Source organism: Paraburkholderia sp. BL9I2N2, from assembly GCF_004339745.1.
Taxonomy (GTDB): domain Bacteria; phylum Pseudomonadota; class Gammaproteobacteria; order Burkholderiales; family Burkholderiaceae; genus Paraburkholderia.
In genome coordinates this window covers 3,312,543-3,328,189 of sequence record NZ_SMGP01000001.1, presented here as the reverse complement: position 1 = coordinate 3,328,189, position 15,647 = coordinate 3,312,543, and the positions used below count along the sequence as shown (strand labels likewise).

The following is a 15,647-nucleotide window of genomic DNA, read 5'->3' as shown; positions in this document are numbered from 1 at the left end:
CACGATGCTCATTCACCCCAATTTCGACCCCGTTGCCATTCATCTGGGGCCGCTCGCAGTGCGCTGGTATGGACTGATGTACCTCGTCGCGTTCATCGCGGCGATCGTCGTCGGCCGGCTGCGGCTGCGTTTGCCGTACGTCGCCGCGCAAGGCTGGACCGCCAAAGATATCGACGACATGCTGTTTTACGGCGTGCTGGGCACGATTCTCGGCGGCCGGCTCGGCTACGTGCTGTTCTACAAGGCGAGCTTTTATTTCGCGCATCCGCTCGACATCTTCAAGGTGTGGGAAGGCGGCATGTCGTTTCACGGCGGCTTTCTCGGCGTGACGTTTGCCATGGTGCTGTTCGCGTACCAGCGCAAACGCTCGTGGCTGCAAGTCACCGACTTCGTCGCGCCGATGGTGCCCACCGGCCTCGCGGCAGGGCGCCTCGGCAACTTCATCAATGGCGAGTTGTGGGGCCGCGTGACCGATCCGTCGGCGCCGTGGGCCATGCTGTTCCCGGGCGCCGCGCCCGACGACGCCGCGTGGCTCACCGCGCATCCGCAATTGGCCGCGCAATGGCATCTGAACGAAGTGTTCGCGCAATATCACATGCTGCCGCGCCATCCGTCGGAGCTGTATGAAATCGCGCTGGAAGGCGTCGCGCTGTTCTTCGTGCTGTTCTTCTTCTCGCGCAAACCGAAGCCGATGGGCGCGATTTCCGCCGTGTTTCTGATCGGCTACGGCCTCGCGCGCTTCACGGTCGAATTCGCGCGTGAGCCGGACGATTTCCTCGGTCTGCTGGCCATGGGGCTTTCCATGGGCCAATGGCTGTCGCTGCCGATGATCCTCGCCGGTATCGCCATGCTGGTGTGGTCTTATCGCCGCGCGCGCCGTGAACCGGCGCAGGCGGTCAGTGCGAGTTGATCTGACTGACCGCTACGTTTTATCGTAGCCAATGAGAAAAAGCCACGGCATGCCGTGGCTTTTTCTCTTGCTGCGTCAAAGCACCGCTGCGAGCAGTAAAAAAACGCGTTACTTCATCTGCACCGAGCCCGACACATTCACAGTGACCGTCGACGTGCCGCCTTCGATCGGCACCGGCGCCGAAGCCTTCGCGTCGGCGCCCATGGCGCGTGCGCTCATCATCATCATCGGACGCGGCATCACGCCGTTGTGGCCGACGTTGACCTCGCGAATCGAATAACCGCTGTAGCCGAACGCCTGCGCGGATGAAGCGGCCTGCTCGCGGAACGACTTGATCGCTTCGCCGGTGAGCTTCTGCTCGGCCGCGCGCTGCGCTTCAGGCGAGAGCGAGAACTGCACGTTGCCGACCTGCATGATCGATGCCATTTGACCCGCGAGTTTCGACACCGCGGCGAAGTCGTGCGATTCGAGCACGATCTCCGTGCGGCCGCGCCATGCGGAAATGCGCCCGTCACGGTCGGTGGACGGATAGATCGAGAACGAACCCGTGCGTGCCGTTACGCCGTTCACACCCTTGGCCTTTTGCAGCGCCGAATCGGCGCGCTGGTTCAGCGTTGCCGTGAGCGCCGACGGATCGCTCGCTTCCTGCTCGTAGAACAGCGTGATATCGACGACGTCTTGCGGCACTTCCGCGCTGGCCTGCGCGTTCAGCGACAGCACGCCGGCCGGCTGATACTGCATGACGCCTTGCGCGCGTGCGCCTGCCGGCGTCAGTGCGAGCGCGGCAGGCGCGGCGCAGACGAGAGCGAAAGCGAGTGCACGTGCGGTGTTTTTCGTCATTGTTGGACTCCTTGCTTGAACAGGTTGTGCATGATCGGGGCAAGCGCCGCGCAATGGCACGGCGTTTGCGGGTCCCGTTTTTGAGTCCGTTAGGCGCTTGTAACCTGAGCTTGGTTCCCCGTTTTGACGTTGCTTTAACGTTTGCGTGTGCATGAATACGCGTTGCGCATCCATCAGGCATGCAAGCTCAAGCGAGCCGCTTGGTGATGAAGCGCCATTCGGCTTCGGTCACCGGCGTGATCGACAGGCGGTTGCCTTTGGCGAGCACGCGCATGTCCTTGAGTTCGTCATGCTCGCGCAGCGCGGCGAGCGGAATCAACGGGATCTTCTTCTTGAACACCACATCGACGAGCACCCAGCGCGGCGTTTCCTGCGACGACTTCGCGTCGTAGTAGGGACTCTTCTTATCGAACTGCGTGGGGTCCGGATACGCGGTGGACGATACCTCGGCGATTCCCGCGATGCCGGGCTCGGGACAGCTCGAGTGATAGAACAGCACACCGTCGCCAACCTGCATCATGTCGCGCATGAAGTTGCGCGCCTGATAGTTGCGCACGCCGGTCCACGGCAACGTGCGATGCGGTGCGTTGGCGAGATGATCGATGCTTGCTTCGTCCGGTTCGGACTTCATTAGCCAGTAGCGCATGAATCGAATTGAACGTTAAGGGGTTGAAGATGCGGAAGAAACCGGCGTACAAAAAACAGCGCCCAAAGAAAAACGGCACCGAACCGAAGTCCGATGCCGTTCTAAATAAGGTCCCCGCCTTAGCCGCTAGGCCGGCATCCTGAACCGGGGGTTCAGAATTGGTCGCAGTTAGCAACACTTCGGGTACATCAGACAGAGTGACGCGCACACCCGTGCTACAAATTTCCGCAACCGTGCACATGGCATTGGTTCAAGGAATATATGACCTTGGCGAACCAGGCAGGGAAGCTAAATCGATGAAGCTGAACTACCGATTGAACTCAAACGTTTGCTGAATCTTGCACGCCTTGTGCTCACGCACTCCGTTTGAATCCGCTGCCGATCTCAGGACCGGCAGCACGATAACACACGACCCTTACTGCATGCTGTACTGCTCAATCACAGTACCCAGCTGTTCGTTCATTTGATGCATTGTACGCCGGATTTCTTCAGCGGGAAATGCTTCTCCGTGCCTCACGCTCGATTGCAGTCTAAGCAGTTCCGATGCCAGCGACAGCGCAGCCATGACAGCAATGCGATCCGTGCCGCGCACGTTGCTGTTATTGCGGATCTTCGACATTTCGGCGTCGACGCGTGCGACCGCTTCGAGCAGCGCCGCTTCCGTTTCCGGCGAGCAGGCAAGGCGATAGGGCACGCCGAGAATCGATACTTCGATCTGCTTGGTGGTCATGCATTTTCTCCGTGGCGGGTCACGTCGCTCTCAGCTTCGACTTCGTGCTGAGCCGGCTCGAGCAGATCGAGCTGGTTGTCCGGCTCGCTGTTCGCGCGGGCACGCGGCAGCTTCTCGAGAATCGCATTCAGGCGTACCTGTGCGTCGTCGATCTTCGCCGATAGCGCGTCGCGTTCCGCCTGCAGCGTGTTACGTTCCTCGCGCAGCATTGCAAGTTCCGTGCGCGTGGCTTCGACTTCGGCGCGCGAGTGGGCGAGCTGCTCTTCGAGCGCGAGTCGCGCTTCATTGTGGCGTTGGCTGATCGCAATCAGCTTGCCGATATTCTGTGAAAGTGTTTCGAGTTCGGTGAGCATGTGCTGCGTCCTCTAAAGACATCGCATTTTAGCGCGGAATGTCGCAGGTTCCGACAATTGTCTCGTTTCGAGACGTAACAACATCGCTTTGTGCAGGCTTTTATCGACCATATGATGAAAAAGTACTCACGCGTCGGACAATAGCCTGCACTTAACAGAACAGATGGCCCACGGTCCCGGCATTGTTGACGGACCCCGAGGCCGCTCCTAAACTTGCCGCACTCTGGTGCCCGCGTGCGCTTTTCAACGGCGCACGCAGTTAAACGGGAAGCAGGGCGCGCCGTTCACGTGAACGCGCCAACCTGCGCTGCCCCCGCAACGGTAAGCGACCGCATTCGTCATGCAAGTCGATTCTGATCGCGTGTTGGAAGTTCAACTCGCGAGTGTGCCACTGCGCGTCACGCGTGGGAAGGCGGAATCGATGTGTCGCCAGCCCGGATACCGGCCAGAGGGAGAGGCACGTCACGCGCGAAAATGTTAAATACGCGGGCGCCTCGTTACGCATCGGCCTGCGGGGAAGCGGGCCGCGCACGCTATCCACAGGACTTTCATCCCATGCTGTCCCCCTTCGCCCGCGCGGCGTTGCTCGCCTTCGCGGGCCTGCCGATCGTCGTGCCTGCGCAAGAAGCTGCGCCTTCATCTTCTTCTTCGTCCTCGGCGGTGCTGTCGCCCGTGGTGGTGACCGCGGAGCGCGGGCCGCAAGCACTCGCCGATGCGATCCCGCAGACGTCGCTGTTCGATCAGCAGGATATCGCCGACACCACCGCGACCGATTTGCCCGGCCTCCTGCAACTCGCTCCCGGCGCGCAAATCGCGCGTACAGGTGGCCCTGGTTCGACCACCAGCCTCTATTTGCGCGGCGCGTCGTCGACGCAATCGCTGCTGCTGATCGACGGCGTGCGGGTCGATTCGGTGAGCCTGGGTGCGCCGCAACTCGCGCAGATTCCGCTCGACCAGATCGATCACGTCGAGGTGGTGAACGGCAACGTGTCGGCGTTGTACGGCTCGGGCGCGATTGGCGGCGTGGTGCAGGTATTCACGAAAGAGGGCGGTGACCACCCGCCGCGTTTCAATTTTTCGCTGGGCTACGGCAGCTATCACACGCAGACGCAGCAGGCCGGCGTGAACGGCGCATTGGATAAAGACGGCAACACGACCTTCAGCATCTCGCTCGCGCGGTCGAAAGACGACGGCTTCTCGTCGCTCAATCCACGCGAGGCGCCCAACGCCAATCCGAATGCGAACGGCTATCTGAACGAGAGCATCTCGGCTTCGCTGCGTCACAAGTTCAACGACAAATGGGATGCCGGCGCCAGCTACTTCCAGTCGAACGGCAACAACAGCTACGACAATGCGTACGGCGTGCCGACCGATCTGAACAACCTGTACAGCAAAGTGCGCCAGCTCTCGGTGTTCGCGAACGGCAGGCTGACCGACTGGTGGACGACGCACTTCATCGTCGCCGAAGGTGACGACCGCAGCGTGTCGAATACCAACGGCGTGTACAACGGCCGCTTCGATACCGACAATCGCCAGTACACATGGCAGAACGATTTCGCGCTGGCCGCGCAGCAGAAGTTGCAGGTCGGCTATGAGCATCTCGATCAGAGCCTCGATTCGGATACGTTCGCGGCGCCCGACCGGCATGTGGATTCGGGTTTCGTCGGCTATACGGGGCGCTTCGGGCGCAATCAGATTCAGGCCAACGTGCGGCGCGACCAGTATTCCGATTTCGGCGGAGCGAACAGTTACTATCTCGGCTATGGCTTCGACATCACCGGCCATTGGAAGGTGACCGCAAGCTATTCGGATTCGTTTCGCGCGCCCAGCTTCGACGATCTGTACTATCCGTTCAGCGGCAATCCGTCGATCCAGCCGGAGCGCAGCCATTCGATCGAAGCCGCGCTGCAGTACGCATCGAATGCGCTCGGCGTGATGCGCCTGACCGCATTCCAGACGCGCTACGCGAATCTGATTAGCTACGAGCAGGTGACGCCCGGTATCTATCTGGCACAGAACGTCGGCCATGCAAAGGTGCAGGGGCTCGAAGGATCGTGGAGCGGCCATGTCGGCAAGACGGATGTGCGCGCGTCGGTGACGCTGCAAAATCCCGTCGACCTCGACAACGATGCCGACCTCGTGCGGCGTGCGCGGCGCTTCGGGGCGCTGACGGTGAACCGCAGCATCGCCGCGTGGCGCGTCGGCGGCGAGTGGATCGTGAGCGGCCCGAGCAATGACAGCAGCGGCAAGCTGGGCGGCTATGGCGTGGTGAATCTGTCGGCGCGCTACAACATCACGAAAGCATGGTACGTGGCCGCGCAAATCCAGAATCTGTTGGACAAGGACTATGAAACGGCCTACTCGTATAACTCGCCGCGGCGCGGTGCGTATCTCACGGTTGGTTGGCAGCAGCAGTGAGCGAGTCGCTTCGCTAAGGTCGTGCGGATGAGCCGACACATGAGCCGACACGCGAGTTCGATGCCCGCGACACTGCGCGTGATGAGCGCGAAGCGCGCGGCCGCGATCTGGCTTGCGCTCGCCGTGATCGCTGTGGCGGTGTTGATGGCGTCGCTTGCGTTGGGCAGCGTGTCGCTTGCGCCGATGCGCGTGCTAGCGGCGCTGATGCCGTCGCATGCGTCGTCTGTCGGTTCTTCTGACTTAGCCGCCGAGATCGTCCGCACGCTGCGCTTGCCGCGCGCAGTGGCCGGTTTCGCCTGCGGCGCGTTGCTCGCGCTGGCCGGCGCGTTGCTGCAAGTGCTGTTGCGCAATCCACTCGCCGAGCCCTACGTGTTGGGCGTATCGGGCGGCGCGGCGACCTTTGCGCTGATCGCGATGATCGCCGGTTGCGCATGGTGGATCGTCGACGCGAGCGCGTTCACCGGCGCATTCGTGTCGATCCTGCTGGTGCTCGGCCTCGCGCGCCGCGAGTTGTGGCGCAGCGAGCCGCAGGACACGTCGCCGCGCTTGTTGTTGACTGGCGCGGTGATCGCGGCCGGCTGGGGCGCGCTCATTACCTTGCTGCTCAACCTCGCACCCGACAATCGCTTGCGCGGCATGCTGTTCTGGCTGACCGGCGACCTCAACGGCGGCACGATGCCCTGGACGGCGCTCGCCGCCCTCGCTATCGTGCTGGTTGCGATCGTGCCTGTCGCGCCGCGTCTGAACGTGCTGCTGCGTGGCGACGCCGCCGCGCAGGCGTTGGGCGTCGCGGTGATGCCGTTGCGTTTGCGGGTGTATCTGGTGGCTTCGCTGGCGGCGGCCGCGGCGGTGACGACGGCGGGCACCATCGGCTTTGTCGGACTGGTCGTGCCGCACATGCTGCGGCTCGCGTTCGGCAACGATCAGCGCATGCTGCTGCCGGCCGCGGCGCTCGGCGGCGGCGTCGCGGTGATGGGCGCGGACCTGATCGCGCGTACCGTGATCGCGCCGGCGCAGTTGCCGGTCGGCGTGATCACGTCGGTGATCGGCGTGCCGGTGTTTCTGTGGATGCTCCTGCACGGGCGCCGATGATGCAAGCTCACTCCATTTCCGAATCCGTCCTCAGCGCGCAACGTTTGACCTTGCGTGTGGGCGCGCGGACTTTGCTCGACGCCTTCACGCATACCTTCTACGCAGGCGAGATCTGGTGCGTCGCCGGCCCGAACGGCGCGGGCAAGACAACCTTGCTCTCCACGCTCGCGGGCTTGTTGCAACCGTCGGCGGGACATGTCGAACTCGACGGCGTGCGCCTCGCCGACTGGCCGCCGCTGCCGCTCGCGCAACGCCGCGCGCTGATGCCGCAAAACGCGCCCGACGCATTCAGCGCGAGCGTGCTCGATATCGTGATGCTCAACCGCTTCCCGCATCTCACCGGCTGGGGCTGGGAGCGCGAAGCTGATCGCGAAGCGGCGCACGCGGCGTTGGACTTGTTGGGCCTCGCCGCGTTCGCCGCGCGTGATGTGCTGTCACTCTCCGGCGGCGAGCGGCAACGCGTGGCGCTGGCGGCGGTGCTATGCCAGGAAGCGCCGTTGCTGCTGCTCGACGAGCCGTTGTCGCATCTCGATCTGCATCATCAGATCGACTGCCTCGAGGCGTTGGCCACGTGGACGCGCGAGCCTCGGCGTACAGTGATGTTTTCATGTCACGACCTGAACCTCGCGCGCCGCTTCGCCACGCATGCGCTGCTGCTCGACGGCGCGGGCGGCGCGTATGCCGGACCGGTGCACGACGTGTTGACGCCCACATTGGCGAGCCGCGCATTCGGCTATCCGTTGATTCTGATTCGCGACGGCGAACACGAGGCGCTGATTCCCGCGCCGCGCGCGCGTCACGAATCGCCTGCCGGACATGACACGCCGGCAAGCTGATCGCTTCATTCCCACATTCTCTTTCAGACACACGCTCATGACTTCTTTGCCACGCTTGCCCGGATTGCCCGAAGTCGAACCGCTCGATCAAACGCTGCGTGACGAGCTGCAGCACATCATCGATACCAAGACGAAGCCGCCCGGCAGTCTCGGCCGGCTCGAAACGCTCGCGTGTCAGATGGGCCTGATTCAGCGCACGACGCGTCCCACCGTGACGCGCCCGGCGATGATCGTCTTCGCCGGCGACCACGGTGTCGCCGAAGAGGGCGTGAGCCCTTATCCGCAGGCGGTGACCGCGCAGATGGTCGCCAACTTCCTCGCGGGCGGCGCGGCGATCAATGCGTTGAGCCGCGTCTCGGGCATCGAGCTCGAAGTCGTCAACGCGGGCATTGCGACGCCGTTGCCGTCGACGGCGGGTCTCGTCGACATTCCCGTCGCGGCCGGCACGCGCAATTTCGCGCGCGAACCGGCCATGAGCCGCGACCAGGCACTCGCTGCGATGCAGGCGGGCACGGCGCGCGTGCGGCATCACGCGGCGCTCGGCACCAATGTGATCGGCTTCGGCGAGATGGGGATTGCGAACACCTCGGCGGCCGCGTGTCTGATGAGCCGGTTGTGCGGCGTGCCGATCGACGAATGCGTCGGGCGCGGCACGGGTCTCGACAACGCGGGGCTCGCGAGGAAGCGCAACGTGCTGGCCTCGACGCTCGCGCGTCACCCCGTGTCCACCGATCCGCTCGACGTGCTTGCCACCTTCGGCGGCTTCGAGATCGCGATGATGGCGGGCGCCTATCTCGCGGCCGCCGAGGCACGTATGACGATTCTGGTCGATGGCTTCATCGCGACCTCGGCCTTGTTGATCGCCGACGCGTTCGCGCCGAGCATTCGCGAGTACTGCGTGTTCGCGCATGCGTCGAACGAAGCGGGGCATCGGCGCATGCTCGATCATTTCGGCGCGCTGCCGTTGCTGTCGCTCGACATGCGTCTTGGCGAAGGCACGGGCGCGGCGCTCGCGGTGCCGCTGTTGCGCGCGGCAGCGGCGTTCATCAACGAGATGGCGAGCTTCGAATCGGCCGGCGTCGCGAATCGCGATGCGTGATCCGCTCGATCCTTCAGACAGAAACGCTCGACCGGCACACACATGAATCCGCTCGCGGAACTGCGCTATTTCTTCACGGCGCTCGGCTATTTCACGCGCGTGCCCGTGCCGCGCTGGGTCGGCTATGAGCCGCATTATCTGAACGCGGCGGCGCGTTATTTTCCGCTCGTCGGTGTATTGATCGGCGGATTGAGCGCGGTGGTGTATCTCGCCGCGCTGCGCGTATTTCCCGCGGGCGTGGCGGTGCTGCTGTCGATGGCCGCGTCGCTGCTCGTGACCGGCGCGTTCCACGAGGACGGTCTGGCTGATTGCGCCGATGCGTTCGGTGGCGCCTATACGCGCGAAGATGTATTGCGAATCATGCATGACTCGCGCATCGGCGCTTTCGGCGCTATCGCGCTCGTCATCGCGCTTGCATTGAAGTGGCAGACGCTCGTTGCATTGCCGCCGATGCGTGCCGCAAGTCTGATGATTGCCGCGCACGCGGCGAGCCGTAGCTGTGCGATCAGCTACCTGGCTACGCTCGATTACGTGCGTGCCGAAGGCAAGGCCAAACCGGTGGCGCAGCGCCTGAGCGCCGGTGCGTTCATGTGCGCCGCGATATTCGGCTTGCCGTGGCTGCTGTGGCCGAACGGGCTCGCTGCGCCGGACTGGCGCTTCGCGGGCTCGGTGGTCGTGGTTCTGCTCGTACTTCGCGTGGCAATGGGCCGTTATTTCGTCAGACGCATTGGCGGTTATACCGGCGACTGCCTCGGCTTCGCGCAGCAAGTTTTTGAATTGAGCATCTACCTGGTGGGGCTCGCATGGATATCGTCCTGATTCGTCATCCCGCGGTCGCGCTCGATGCGGGCGTGTGTTACGGCCATAGCGACGTGGCGCTCGCCGAAGATGCCGAGGTGTCGTCCACCGCGCTCGCCCTGAAGCTCGCGACTTTGCAGGTGCCCGCGCCACGCGTGCTGATGTCGAGTCCGTTGAAGCGCTGCTCGGCGCTCGCCGCCGAGTTGGCGAACGACTTCGGCTCCGTGATCAGTCACGACGATCGTCTGATGGAAATGAACTTCGGCGCTTGGGAAGCGCAACGCTGGGACGCCATCGATCGCGAATTGCTCGACGACTGGGCGGCCAACTTCGAACACGCGCGCGCGCATGGTGGCGAGAGCGTCGCGCAGTTCGTCGCGCGGGTACGTGCATGGCTCGACGCATTCGCGCTCACGCGCGAGTTGTCGCCGGCCTATGTGGTCACGCACGCGGGCGTAATGCGGGCGATCGCGTCGATCGTGCTGGACGTGCCGCTGGAACGCTGTCTGCGATGGTCGCTCGATATGAGCGGGATCGTCTGGTTGCGCAGAAACGATGCAACGCAGCAGTGGTCGTTGGTGCGCTGGAATGCGTGAGGCGGGGCGCGGCTGATCACCCGCGCGTTACTGCGCGCCAGGCTTTCTGCGTGAGCGCGCCACTTCGAGGTCTTCGCACATTTGCTTCGCGCCCTGCGCGATGCGCGGCGCCGGGCGGTTGATCAGATCACCGTCGATAGCGAACAGATTGTTGTTTGCCACCGCTGTCAGGCTCGGCCATGCGCGCCATGTGCCGAGTTGCGGCAAGGTGGTGTCCGGTTTGGTCGCGCCCGGTGCCGCCGTGACGATCGCTTCCGGATTCGCCGCGAGCACTGCTTCGGTCGAGACGGTCGGCACCAGCGGTTCAAGTTTGGCGAACACGTTGCGGCCGCCGCACAGCGCAATCACGTCGCTGACCATGTGCTCGCCGTTGAGCGTCATCAACGGTTGGTCCCACACCTGATAGAACACGCTGACGGGCGGACGGCTCGCATACTGGTTGCGCAGTTTCGCGATCTCCAGACGGTAGGTGGCCGCCGCCGCATCCGCCGCCGCCGACGTGCCTAATAGTTGTCCAAGCTTCGTCAACGACACGGCCACGTCGTCGAGATGATGCGGCTCGCTGAAGAACAGCGGAATGTGCATCTCGCGCAGTCGATCGAGCTGACGCTGCGCATTGCCATGCCGCCACACCACGATCAGATCGGGCTTGAGCGCGACGATGCGCTCAAGATCGAGCGCCTTGTTATCGCCGACGCGCGGCAACTGTTTCGCCTCGGGCGGATAGTCGCTGTACGACACGGCGCCGACCACTTTCGCGCCGCCGCCCGCGGCATACAGCAACTCGGTGACGTGCGGCGCGAGGCTGATGACGCGTTGCGCGGGAGCGGGCAGGGTGACGGTTGCGCCGGTATCGTCGATGACGGAGATCGCGGCATGCGCGTCCAGTGCGTTGACGAAGAGCGCGGCGGCGAAGGTGAAGCGGGCGAGTCGGTTCATCGGGGGAGGCCGCGGGGCGCGTAGTTATTGTGGGGGCGAGGGCTTCGTATTCTTTGAATCAGCACGCTCGCGTTGCATCGATCTCTCGTACGGCTTCGCACAAGCTCTCTTCAAAGCGTGTCCATTCGGTTTCGCTCGCAGGTAAGCCGAATCGGACGCTGCCCGACGAAGTGAACAGACGCGTCCATACGCCGCGTCGTGCGAGGGCTTCATGCAAAGCGGCGGCGTGCGCGTCGTCGGTCCACGCGAAGAGTGGTGTGCCGCGTGTGACGAAGCCCTGTGCATGCAGCAGGTCAACCAGTCGCGCGCTTTCGGCATCGAGCCGAGTGCGCATATCCCGTTGCCAGGCTTCATCGGCGAAGGCGGCTTTGACGGCGTGGCGGGCCGGACCACTGACCGTCCACGCGCCGAGCGTGACGCGCAAACTTTGGAGCAAAGCAGGCATGCCGAGTACGAATCCCGCGCGGACGCCGGCGAGGCCGAAGAATTTCCCCGGCGAGCGCAACACGATCAAGCCTTCGCGATGCGTGCTCGCGGCCAGCGACGCCGACGGCATCGTATCGGCGAAGGCTTCATCGACCAGCAGCGTGCCGCCGCGCGCGCTCAACTGCTCATGCCAGTGCAACAACCTTGCGGCGCTCAGATGCGCGGCGGTCGGATTGTTCGGATTCACGACGACTACATGCATGAGCGCTTCGGGCAATGTTTCCCAGCCGACATCGAGCGGCATCACTTCATGGCCGCTGCGTTTGAACGCAGGCGCGTATTCGCCATACGTAAGCGGCGCGATGCCGACGCACGCGCGCGGCAGCAGCGCGGGCAGCGCGCGAATCGCCGCCTGGCTGCCTGCGACGGGCAGCACATGCGCCGCATCGGGCGCGCCGTAGTAGCGCGCGGCGCAGGCGGCGAAATCGTCGCCGTCGTCGGGCAGGCGGCGCCAGGCATCGGCGGGAATCGGCGGGACCGGATAGCCGTGCGGATTGATGCCCGTCGACAGGTCGAGCCATTGCTCGTATGGAATGCCATAGCGGCTGGCCGCTTCGTGCAGATTGCCACCGTGCACGACCGCGTCGATTGCGGCACCCGTTTCGTTCGCGCGACTGGTCATTCGCTCAACCATGAAAAGGCACGCTCAACAGCGCCAGCACGATCAGCACCGCGAGCCACAGAATGACCGTGCGCTCGACCAGAGCCAACGCGGCGGTCACGTGGCTGGCTTTGGCGGAATGCCCGAAGCCGAGCGTCGGCCGGTGTTCGAGCGCGCCGTGATACACCGCCGGGCCACCGATCAACACGTTCAGACTGCCTGCGCCGGCGGCCATCACCGGTCCGGCGTTCGGGCTGTCCCAGCGCGGCGCCTGCTCGCGCCAGCAGCGCCACGCGGTGCGCGTGTCGCCGAGCAGCGCATAGCTGGCGGCGGTCAGACGCGCGGGAATCCAGTTGAGCACATCGTCGATGCGCGCGGCCGCCCAACCGTAGCGCAAATAGCGCGGCGTGCGATAACCCCACATCGCGTCGAGCGTGTTGGCGAGACGAAACGCGAGCGCGCCCGGACCGCCTGCAATGGCGAACCAGAACAGCGCGCCGAAGATCGCGTCGTTGCCGTTTTCGAGCGCCGATTCGACGGCGGCGCGCGACAACGCGCCTTCGTCGGCATCCGCGGTTTCGCGTGAGACGATGCGCGCGGTCAGCAAACGCGCTTGTGGGAGATCGCGCCGCGCCAACGCCTGAGCGATCGGCGCGATGTGATCGTGCAGACTGCGCGCGCCGAGCGCGAACCACAGCAACAGCACATGCACCACGCAGGCCGCAAAAAACGGCAGCACGGCGATGAGACACCATGCGATCAGAACTGGCGGCATCACCGCCAGCGACCACGCCAGCAGACCTTTGAGCCTTAAACGCCGGCCGGTGTTGTAGCGCGTTTCGAGACGCGTCGCCCATTTGCCGAAGCCCACCAGCGGATGCGCCGCGCGCGGCTCGCCGAACCAGCGGTCGACGGCGACGCCCGCGGTGGCCAGCGTCACGAGAAGCGGGAGCGAGAGCATCACGCGGGGCTCGCGGTTTTCAGCGCGAGCGGCAGACCGGCGACCATCATCGTGGCCTTGGTGCTCAACGCGGCGATGCGCTGGTTGAGCCGGCCGAGTTCATCGACGTAAAGACGCGTGGCCGCGCCGAGCGGCACCACGCCGAGGCCGATTTCGTTGCTGACCACGATGAGCTTGCCTTTGGCATTGGCGAGCGCCGCTTCGAACGCGGCGACCTGCGCGTGATATTGATCGAGCGGCAAGCCTTCGCCTTCGGGCGGGCAGAGCAGATTGGCGAGCCACAGCGTCAGGCAATCGATCAGGATGCAGTGGCCGGGCGCGTCGCTTTGCGTCACGGCGCCGGCGAGATCGACGCCCGCTTCGAACAACCGCCAATGCGCCGGACGCCGCTCGCGATGGTGGGCAATGCGCGCGCGGAATTCGGCGTCGTCCGTTACGCGCGCGGTGGCGATGTAGGTAACGGGCAGGGCGCTGTCGCTGGCAAGCTGTTCGGCATGCACGCTCTTGCCTGAGCGGGCGCCGCCGAGAACGAAGGTGAGGTCGCGGGGAGTCATCGCGTGATTGTACCGGCGTGCAGCGCGGGCCGGCGCGATGGGATAATGCCGCGTTCGACGCGGTCCACGCGCTGCGCTGCTGCATGTAGGATGCGTTGCTGCTTGCCGCAACGGTTGTCCGATTTTTGCGTGGCCGACTGACCGGCACGGACTGCCTGACTGCCCGATCCATTGCCTGAATTGATGCCTGTTCTCCGAGCCCGAGGATCCGTGACCACCACTTCGACCCTGCCTGACGCCGTACCCGTGCCGCGCGGCACGCTGATGATCCAAGGCACCACGTCCGATGCGGGCAAGAGCACGCTGGTCGCCGGTCTGTGCCGGCTCGCGCGCCGCGCCGGGGTGCGGGTCGCGCCGTTCAAGCCGCAGAACATGGCGCTCAACAGCGCGGTGACGGTGGACGGCGGCGAGATCGGCCGCGCCCAAGCTTTGCAGGCGGTTGCCGCGGGCATTGCCGCGCACACCGATCTGAACCCGGTGCTGCTGAAACCGACGAGCGATCGCGGCGCGCAGGTGATCATCCACGGCAAGGCGCGCATGAATCTCGACGCGCGGGCGTATCACGACTACAAACCCGTCGCGTTCGAAGCGGTGCTGCAATCGTATGCGCGTCTGCAGGCGTCGTACGAGACGATTTTTGTCGAAGGCGCGGGCAGTCCGGCGGAAATCAATTTGCGCGATCGCGACATCGCCAACATGGGTTTCGCGGAGGCGGTCGATTGCCCGGTCGTGCTGGTGGCCGATATCGACCGCGGCGGCGTCTTCGCCCATCTCACGGGCACGCTCGCGTGTCTGTCGGCGAGCGAGCAGGCGCGGGTGCGCGGCTTCATCATCAACCGCTTTCGCGGCGACGTCAGTTTGCTGAAGCCCGGTTTGGATTGGCTCGAAGCGAAGACCGGCAAACCGGTGCTCGGCGTGATTCCCTATCTGCACGGCCTGACGCTCGACGCCGAAGACATGCTGCCGCCCGAATTGCGCGCGGCGCACAGCGGCGGCGCGGCGCGCATGCTGCGAGTGGTCGTGCCCGTGCTGCCGCACATCAGCAATCACACGGATTTCGACGCCTTGCGCGCGCATCCGCAGGTCGATTTTCATTACGTGCGAAGCGGTACGCCGGTGCCGCCGGCCGATCTGATCATTTTGCCTGGCTCGAAGAACGTGCCCGGCGACCTGGCGTTTTTGCGCGCGCAAGGCTGGGACGCGGTGCTGCAAAAGCATTTGCGTTATGGCGGCCGTGTGATCGGCATTTGCGGCGGCATGCAGATGCTCGGGCGCGAGGTGGCCGATCCGCATGGTGTGGAGGGCGCGCCGGGGACATCGGCGGGATTCGGCTGGCTCGACTACTCGACCGTGCTCACGCGCGAGAAGACGCTGAAGAACGTGACCGGACGCCTGGCGTTGCCCGGTTCGCCCGACGTGGCCGGCTACGAGATTCATATGGGCGAGACGCGCGGCCCGGCGCTCGACGCGCCCGCGCTGCGATTGGGCGACGCGCAGGCGGCGTATCCCGACGGCGCGATTTCCGCCGATGGCCAGATTCTCGCGACTTACGTGCACGGTCTGTTCGACACGCCGGCCGCGTGCGCCGCCTTGCTCGCGTGGGCGGGTTTGACCGATGCCGAGGAAATCGATTACCCGGCGTTGCGCGAAGCGTCGTTGGAACGTCTCGCGGATACGCTCGCGGAGCATCTTGATCTGCCGAAATTGTTTGCGGCGATTGGGTGATCGGGCGTTGAGCGCGCAGCGCTGATTAAATCCTGCTGGGAAAGAATCAAAGCCTGTAGAGCG

At 64.5% G+C, this 15,647-nt stretch carries 16 protein-coding genes, 1 other RNA gene and 1 riboswitch; of the genes, 8 read left to right on the top strand and 9 right to left on the bottom strand.

Annotated features, from left to right (window positions below; all coding sequences use genetic code 11):
- Positions 1 to 4 precede the first annotated feature (4 nt).
- A complete protein-coding gene (gene lgt, locus B0G74_RS15385; RefSeq protein ID WP_132375724.1) occupies positions 5 to 910 on the top strand; it encodes a prolipoprotein diacylglyceryl transferase in 906 nt (301 codons plus the stop codon).
- A gap of 108 nt (positions 911 to 1,018) precedes the next feature.
- Here the strand turns inward: lgt and B0G74_RS15380 are convergent, their stop codons facing one another.
- From B0G74_RS15380 to B0G74_RS15360, 5 genes are all read right to left on the bottom strand, one after another.
- A complete protein-coding gene (locus B0G74_RS15380) occupies positions 1,019 to 1,750 on the bottom strand; it encodes an SIMPL domain-containing protein (protein ID WP_132375722.1) in 732 nt (243 codons plus the stop codon).
- Between the two features lie 187 nt (positions 1,751 to 1,937).
- A complete protein-coding gene (locus B0G74_RS15375) occupies positions 1,938 to 2,396 on the bottom strand; it encodes an EVE domain-containing protein (protein WP_132375720.1) in 459 nt (152 codons plus the stop codon).
- A 107-nt stretch (positions 2,397 to 2,503) separates the two neighbouring features.
- Positions 2,504 to 2,685, bottom strand: a non-coding RNA gene (gene ssrS / locus B0G74_RS15370) — 6S RNA.
- A gap of 126 nt (positions 2,686 to 2,811) precedes the next feature.
- Positions 2,812 to 3,126: a cell division protein ZapA gene (locus tag B0G74_RS15365; RefSeq protein ID WP_012432043.1), complete on the bottom strand. Its 315-nt coding sequence runs from the start codon at positions 3,124 to 3,126 to the stop codon at positions 2,812 to 2,814.
- Complete coding sequence (locus B0G74_RS15360) at positions 3,123 to 3,479, bottom strand: ATPase (protein ID WP_132375718.1); 357 nt, start codon at positions 3,477 to 3,479, stop codon at positions 3,123 to 3,125. Before B0G74_RS15360 ends, B0G74_RS15365 begins: the two co-directional genes overlap by 4 nt.
- Before the next feature lie 207 nt (positions 3,480 to 3,686).
- Positions 3,687 to 3,944, top strand: a riboswitch (cobalamin riboswitch).
- Between the two features lie 90 nt (positions 3,945 to 4,034).
- Between B0G74_RS15360 and B0G74_RS15355 the strand changes: the two genes are divergently transcribed.
- The 6 genes from B0G74_RS15355 to cobC are packed head-to-tail and all read left to right on the top strand — an operon-like array spanning position 4,035 to position 10,318.
- On the top strand, positions 4,035 to 5,897 hold the full coding sequence (locus B0G74_RS15355; RefSeq protein ID WP_132375716.1) for a TonB-dependent receptor: 1,863 nt from the start codon (positions 4,035 to 4,037) through the stop codon (positions 5,895 to 5,897).
- 39 nt (positions 5,898 to 5,936) lie between these two features.
- Entirely contained in the window at positions 5,937 to 6,989 is a 1,053-nt protein-coding gene (locus B0G74_RS15350; protein WP_132375714.1) for an iron ABC transporter permease, read from the top strand.
- The gene (locus tag B0G74_RS15345) at positions 6,986 to 7,825 is read left to right on the top strand and encodes an ABC transporter ATP-binding protein (RefSeq protein ID WP_132375712.1); all 840 of its coding nucleotides are present in this window, start codon (positions 6,986 to 6,988) and stop codon (positions 7,823 to 7,825) included. Before B0G74_RS15350 ends, B0G74_RS15345 begins: the two co-directional genes overlap by 4 nt.
- A gap of 37 nt (positions 7,826 to 7,862) precedes the next feature.
- The gene (gene cobT, locus B0G74_RS15340) at positions 7,863 to 8,924 is read left to right on the top strand and encodes a nicotinate-nucleotide--dimethylbenzimidazole phosphoribosyltransferase (protein WP_132375710.1); all 1,062 of its coding nucleotides are present in this window, start codon (positions 7,863 to 7,865) and stop codon (positions 8,922 to 8,924) included.
- A gap of 42 nt (positions 8,925 to 8,966) precedes the next feature.
- A complete protein-coding gene (locus tag B0G74_RS15335) occupies positions 8,967 to 9,743 on the top strand; it encodes an adenosylcobinamide-GDP ribazoletransferase (RefSeq protein ID WP_132375708.1) in 777 nt (258 codons plus the stop codon).
- Entirely contained in the window at positions 9,728 to 10,318 is a 591-nt protein-coding gene (gene cobC / locus B0G74_RS15330; RefSeq protein WP_132375706.1) for an alpha-ribazole phosphatase, read from the top strand. Before B0G74_RS15335 ends, cobC begins: the two co-directional genes overlap by 16 nt.
- A gap of 27 nt (positions 10,319 to 10,345) precedes the next feature.
- Here the strand turns inward: cobC and B0G74_RS15325 are convergent, their stop codons facing one another.
- From B0G74_RS15325 to cobU, 4 genes are read right to left on the bottom strand one after another with little or no spacing between them, the layout of a single operon-like run.
- Positions 10,346 to 11,257, bottom strand: a complete 912-nt coding sequence (locus tag B0G74_RS15325; protein ID WP_132375704.1) for a cobalamin-binding protein — start codon at positions 11,255 to 11,257, stop codon at positions 10,346 to 10,348.
- A gap of 58 nt (positions 11,258 to 11,315) precedes the next feature.
- On the bottom strand, positions 11,316 to 12,377 hold the full coding sequence (gene cobD / locus B0G74_RS15320; protein ID WP_132375703.1) for a threonine-phosphate decarboxylase CobD: 1,062 nt from the start codon (positions 12,375 to 12,377) through the stop codon (positions 11,316 to 11,318).
- Entirely contained in the window at positions 12,370 to 13,305 is a 936-nt protein-coding gene (gene cbiB, locus B0G74_RS15315; RefSeq protein ID WP_132376957.1) for an adenosylcobinamide-phosphate synthase CbiB, read from the bottom strand. The genes cobD and cbiB overlap by 8 nt, the downstream gene beginning before the upstream one ends.
- Positions 13,305 to 13,859, bottom strand: coding sequence for a bifunctional adenosylcobinamide kinase/adenosylcobinamide-phosphate guanylyltransferase (gene cobU, locus B0G74_RS15310; RefSeq protein ID WP_132375702.1), 555 nt, complete (start codon positions 13,857 to 13,859; stop codon positions 13,305 to 13,307). Before cobU ends, cbiB begins: the two co-directional genes overlap by 1 nt.
- A 264-nt stretch (positions 13,860 to 14,123) precedes the next feature.
- Between cobU and B0G74_RS15305 the strand changes: the two genes are divergently transcribed.
- Positions 14,124 to 15,584: a cobyric acid synthase gene (locus B0G74_RS15305; protein ID WP_132376956.1), complete on the top strand. Its 1,461-nt coding sequence runs from the start codon at positions 14,124 to 14,126 to the stop codon at positions 15,582 to 15,584.
- Positions 15,585 to 15,647: the final 63 nt, after the last annotated feature.

What these genes read in the sequence shown, in the direction of transcription:
- B0G74_RS15365 (WP_012432043.1), bottom strand. Translation starts at nt 3,126, where the DNA reads ATGACCACCAAGCAGATCGAAGTATCGATTCTCGGCGTGCCCTATCGC.
- B0G74_RS15335 (WP_132375708.1), top strand. Translation starts at nt 8,967, where the DNA reads ATGAATCCGCTCGCGGAACTGCGCTATTTCTTCACGGCGCTCGGCTAT.
- cobU (WP_132375702.1), bottom strand. Translation starts at nt 13,859, where the DNA reads ATGACTCCCCGCGACCTCACCTTCGTTCTCGGCGGCGCCCGCTCAGGC.
- B0G74_RS15355 (WP_132375716.1), top strand. Translation starts at nt 4,035, where the DNA reads ATGCTGTCCCCCTTCGCCCGCGCGGCGTTGCTCGCCTTCGCGGGCCTG.
- B0G74_RS15325 (WP_132375704.1), bottom strand. Translation starts at nt 11,257, where the DNA reads ATGAACCGACTCGCCCGCTTCACCTTCGCCGCCGCGCTCTTCGTCAAC.
- B0G74_RS15350 (WP_132375714.1), top strand. Translation starts at nt 5,937, where the DNA reads ATGAGCCGACACGCGAGTTCGATGCCCGCGACACTGCGCGTGATGAGC.
- B0G74_RS15360 (WP_132375718.1), bottom strand. Translation starts at nt 3,479, where the DNA reads ATGCTCACCGAACTCGAAACACTTTCACAGAATATCGGCAAGCTGATT.
- cobC (WP_132375706.1), top strand. Translation starts at nt 9,728, where the DNA reads ATGGATATCGTCCTGATTCGTCATCCCGCGGTCGCGCTCGATGCGGGC.
- B0G74_RS15305 (WP_132376956.1), top strand. Translation starts at nt 14,124, where the DNA reads ATGATCCAAGGCACCACGTCCGATGCGGGCAAGAGCACGCTGGTCGCC.
- B0G74_RS15380 (WP_132375722.1), bottom strand. Translation starts at nt 1,750, where the DNA reads ATGACGAAAAACACCGCACGTGCACTCGCTTTCGCTCTCGTCTGCGCC.
- cobD (WP_132375703.1), bottom strand. Translation starts at nt 12,377, where the DNA reads ATGGTTGAGCGAATGACCAGTCGCGCGAACGAAACGGGTGCCGCAATC.
- cbiB (WP_132376957.1), bottom strand. Translation starts at nt 13,305, where the DNA reads ATGCTCTCGCTCCCGCTTCTCGTGACGCTGGCCACCGCGGGCGTCGCC.
- B0G74_RS15345 (WP_132375712.1), top strand. Translation starts at nt 6,986, where the DNA reads ATGATGCAAGCTCACTCCATTTCCGAATCCGTCCTCAGCGCGCAACGT.
- lgt (WP_132375724.1), top strand. Translation starts at nt 5, where the DNA reads ATGCTCATTCACCCCAATTTCGACCCCGTTGCCATTCATCTGGGGCCG.
- cobT (WP_132375710.1), top strand. Translation starts at nt 7,863, where the DNA reads ATGACTTCTTTGCCACGCTTGCCCGGATTGCCCGAAGTCGAACCGCTC.
- B0G74_RS15375 (WP_132375720.1), bottom strand. Translation starts at nt 2,396, where the DNA reads ATGCGCTACTGGCTAATGAAGTCCGAACCGGACGAAGCAAGCATCGAT.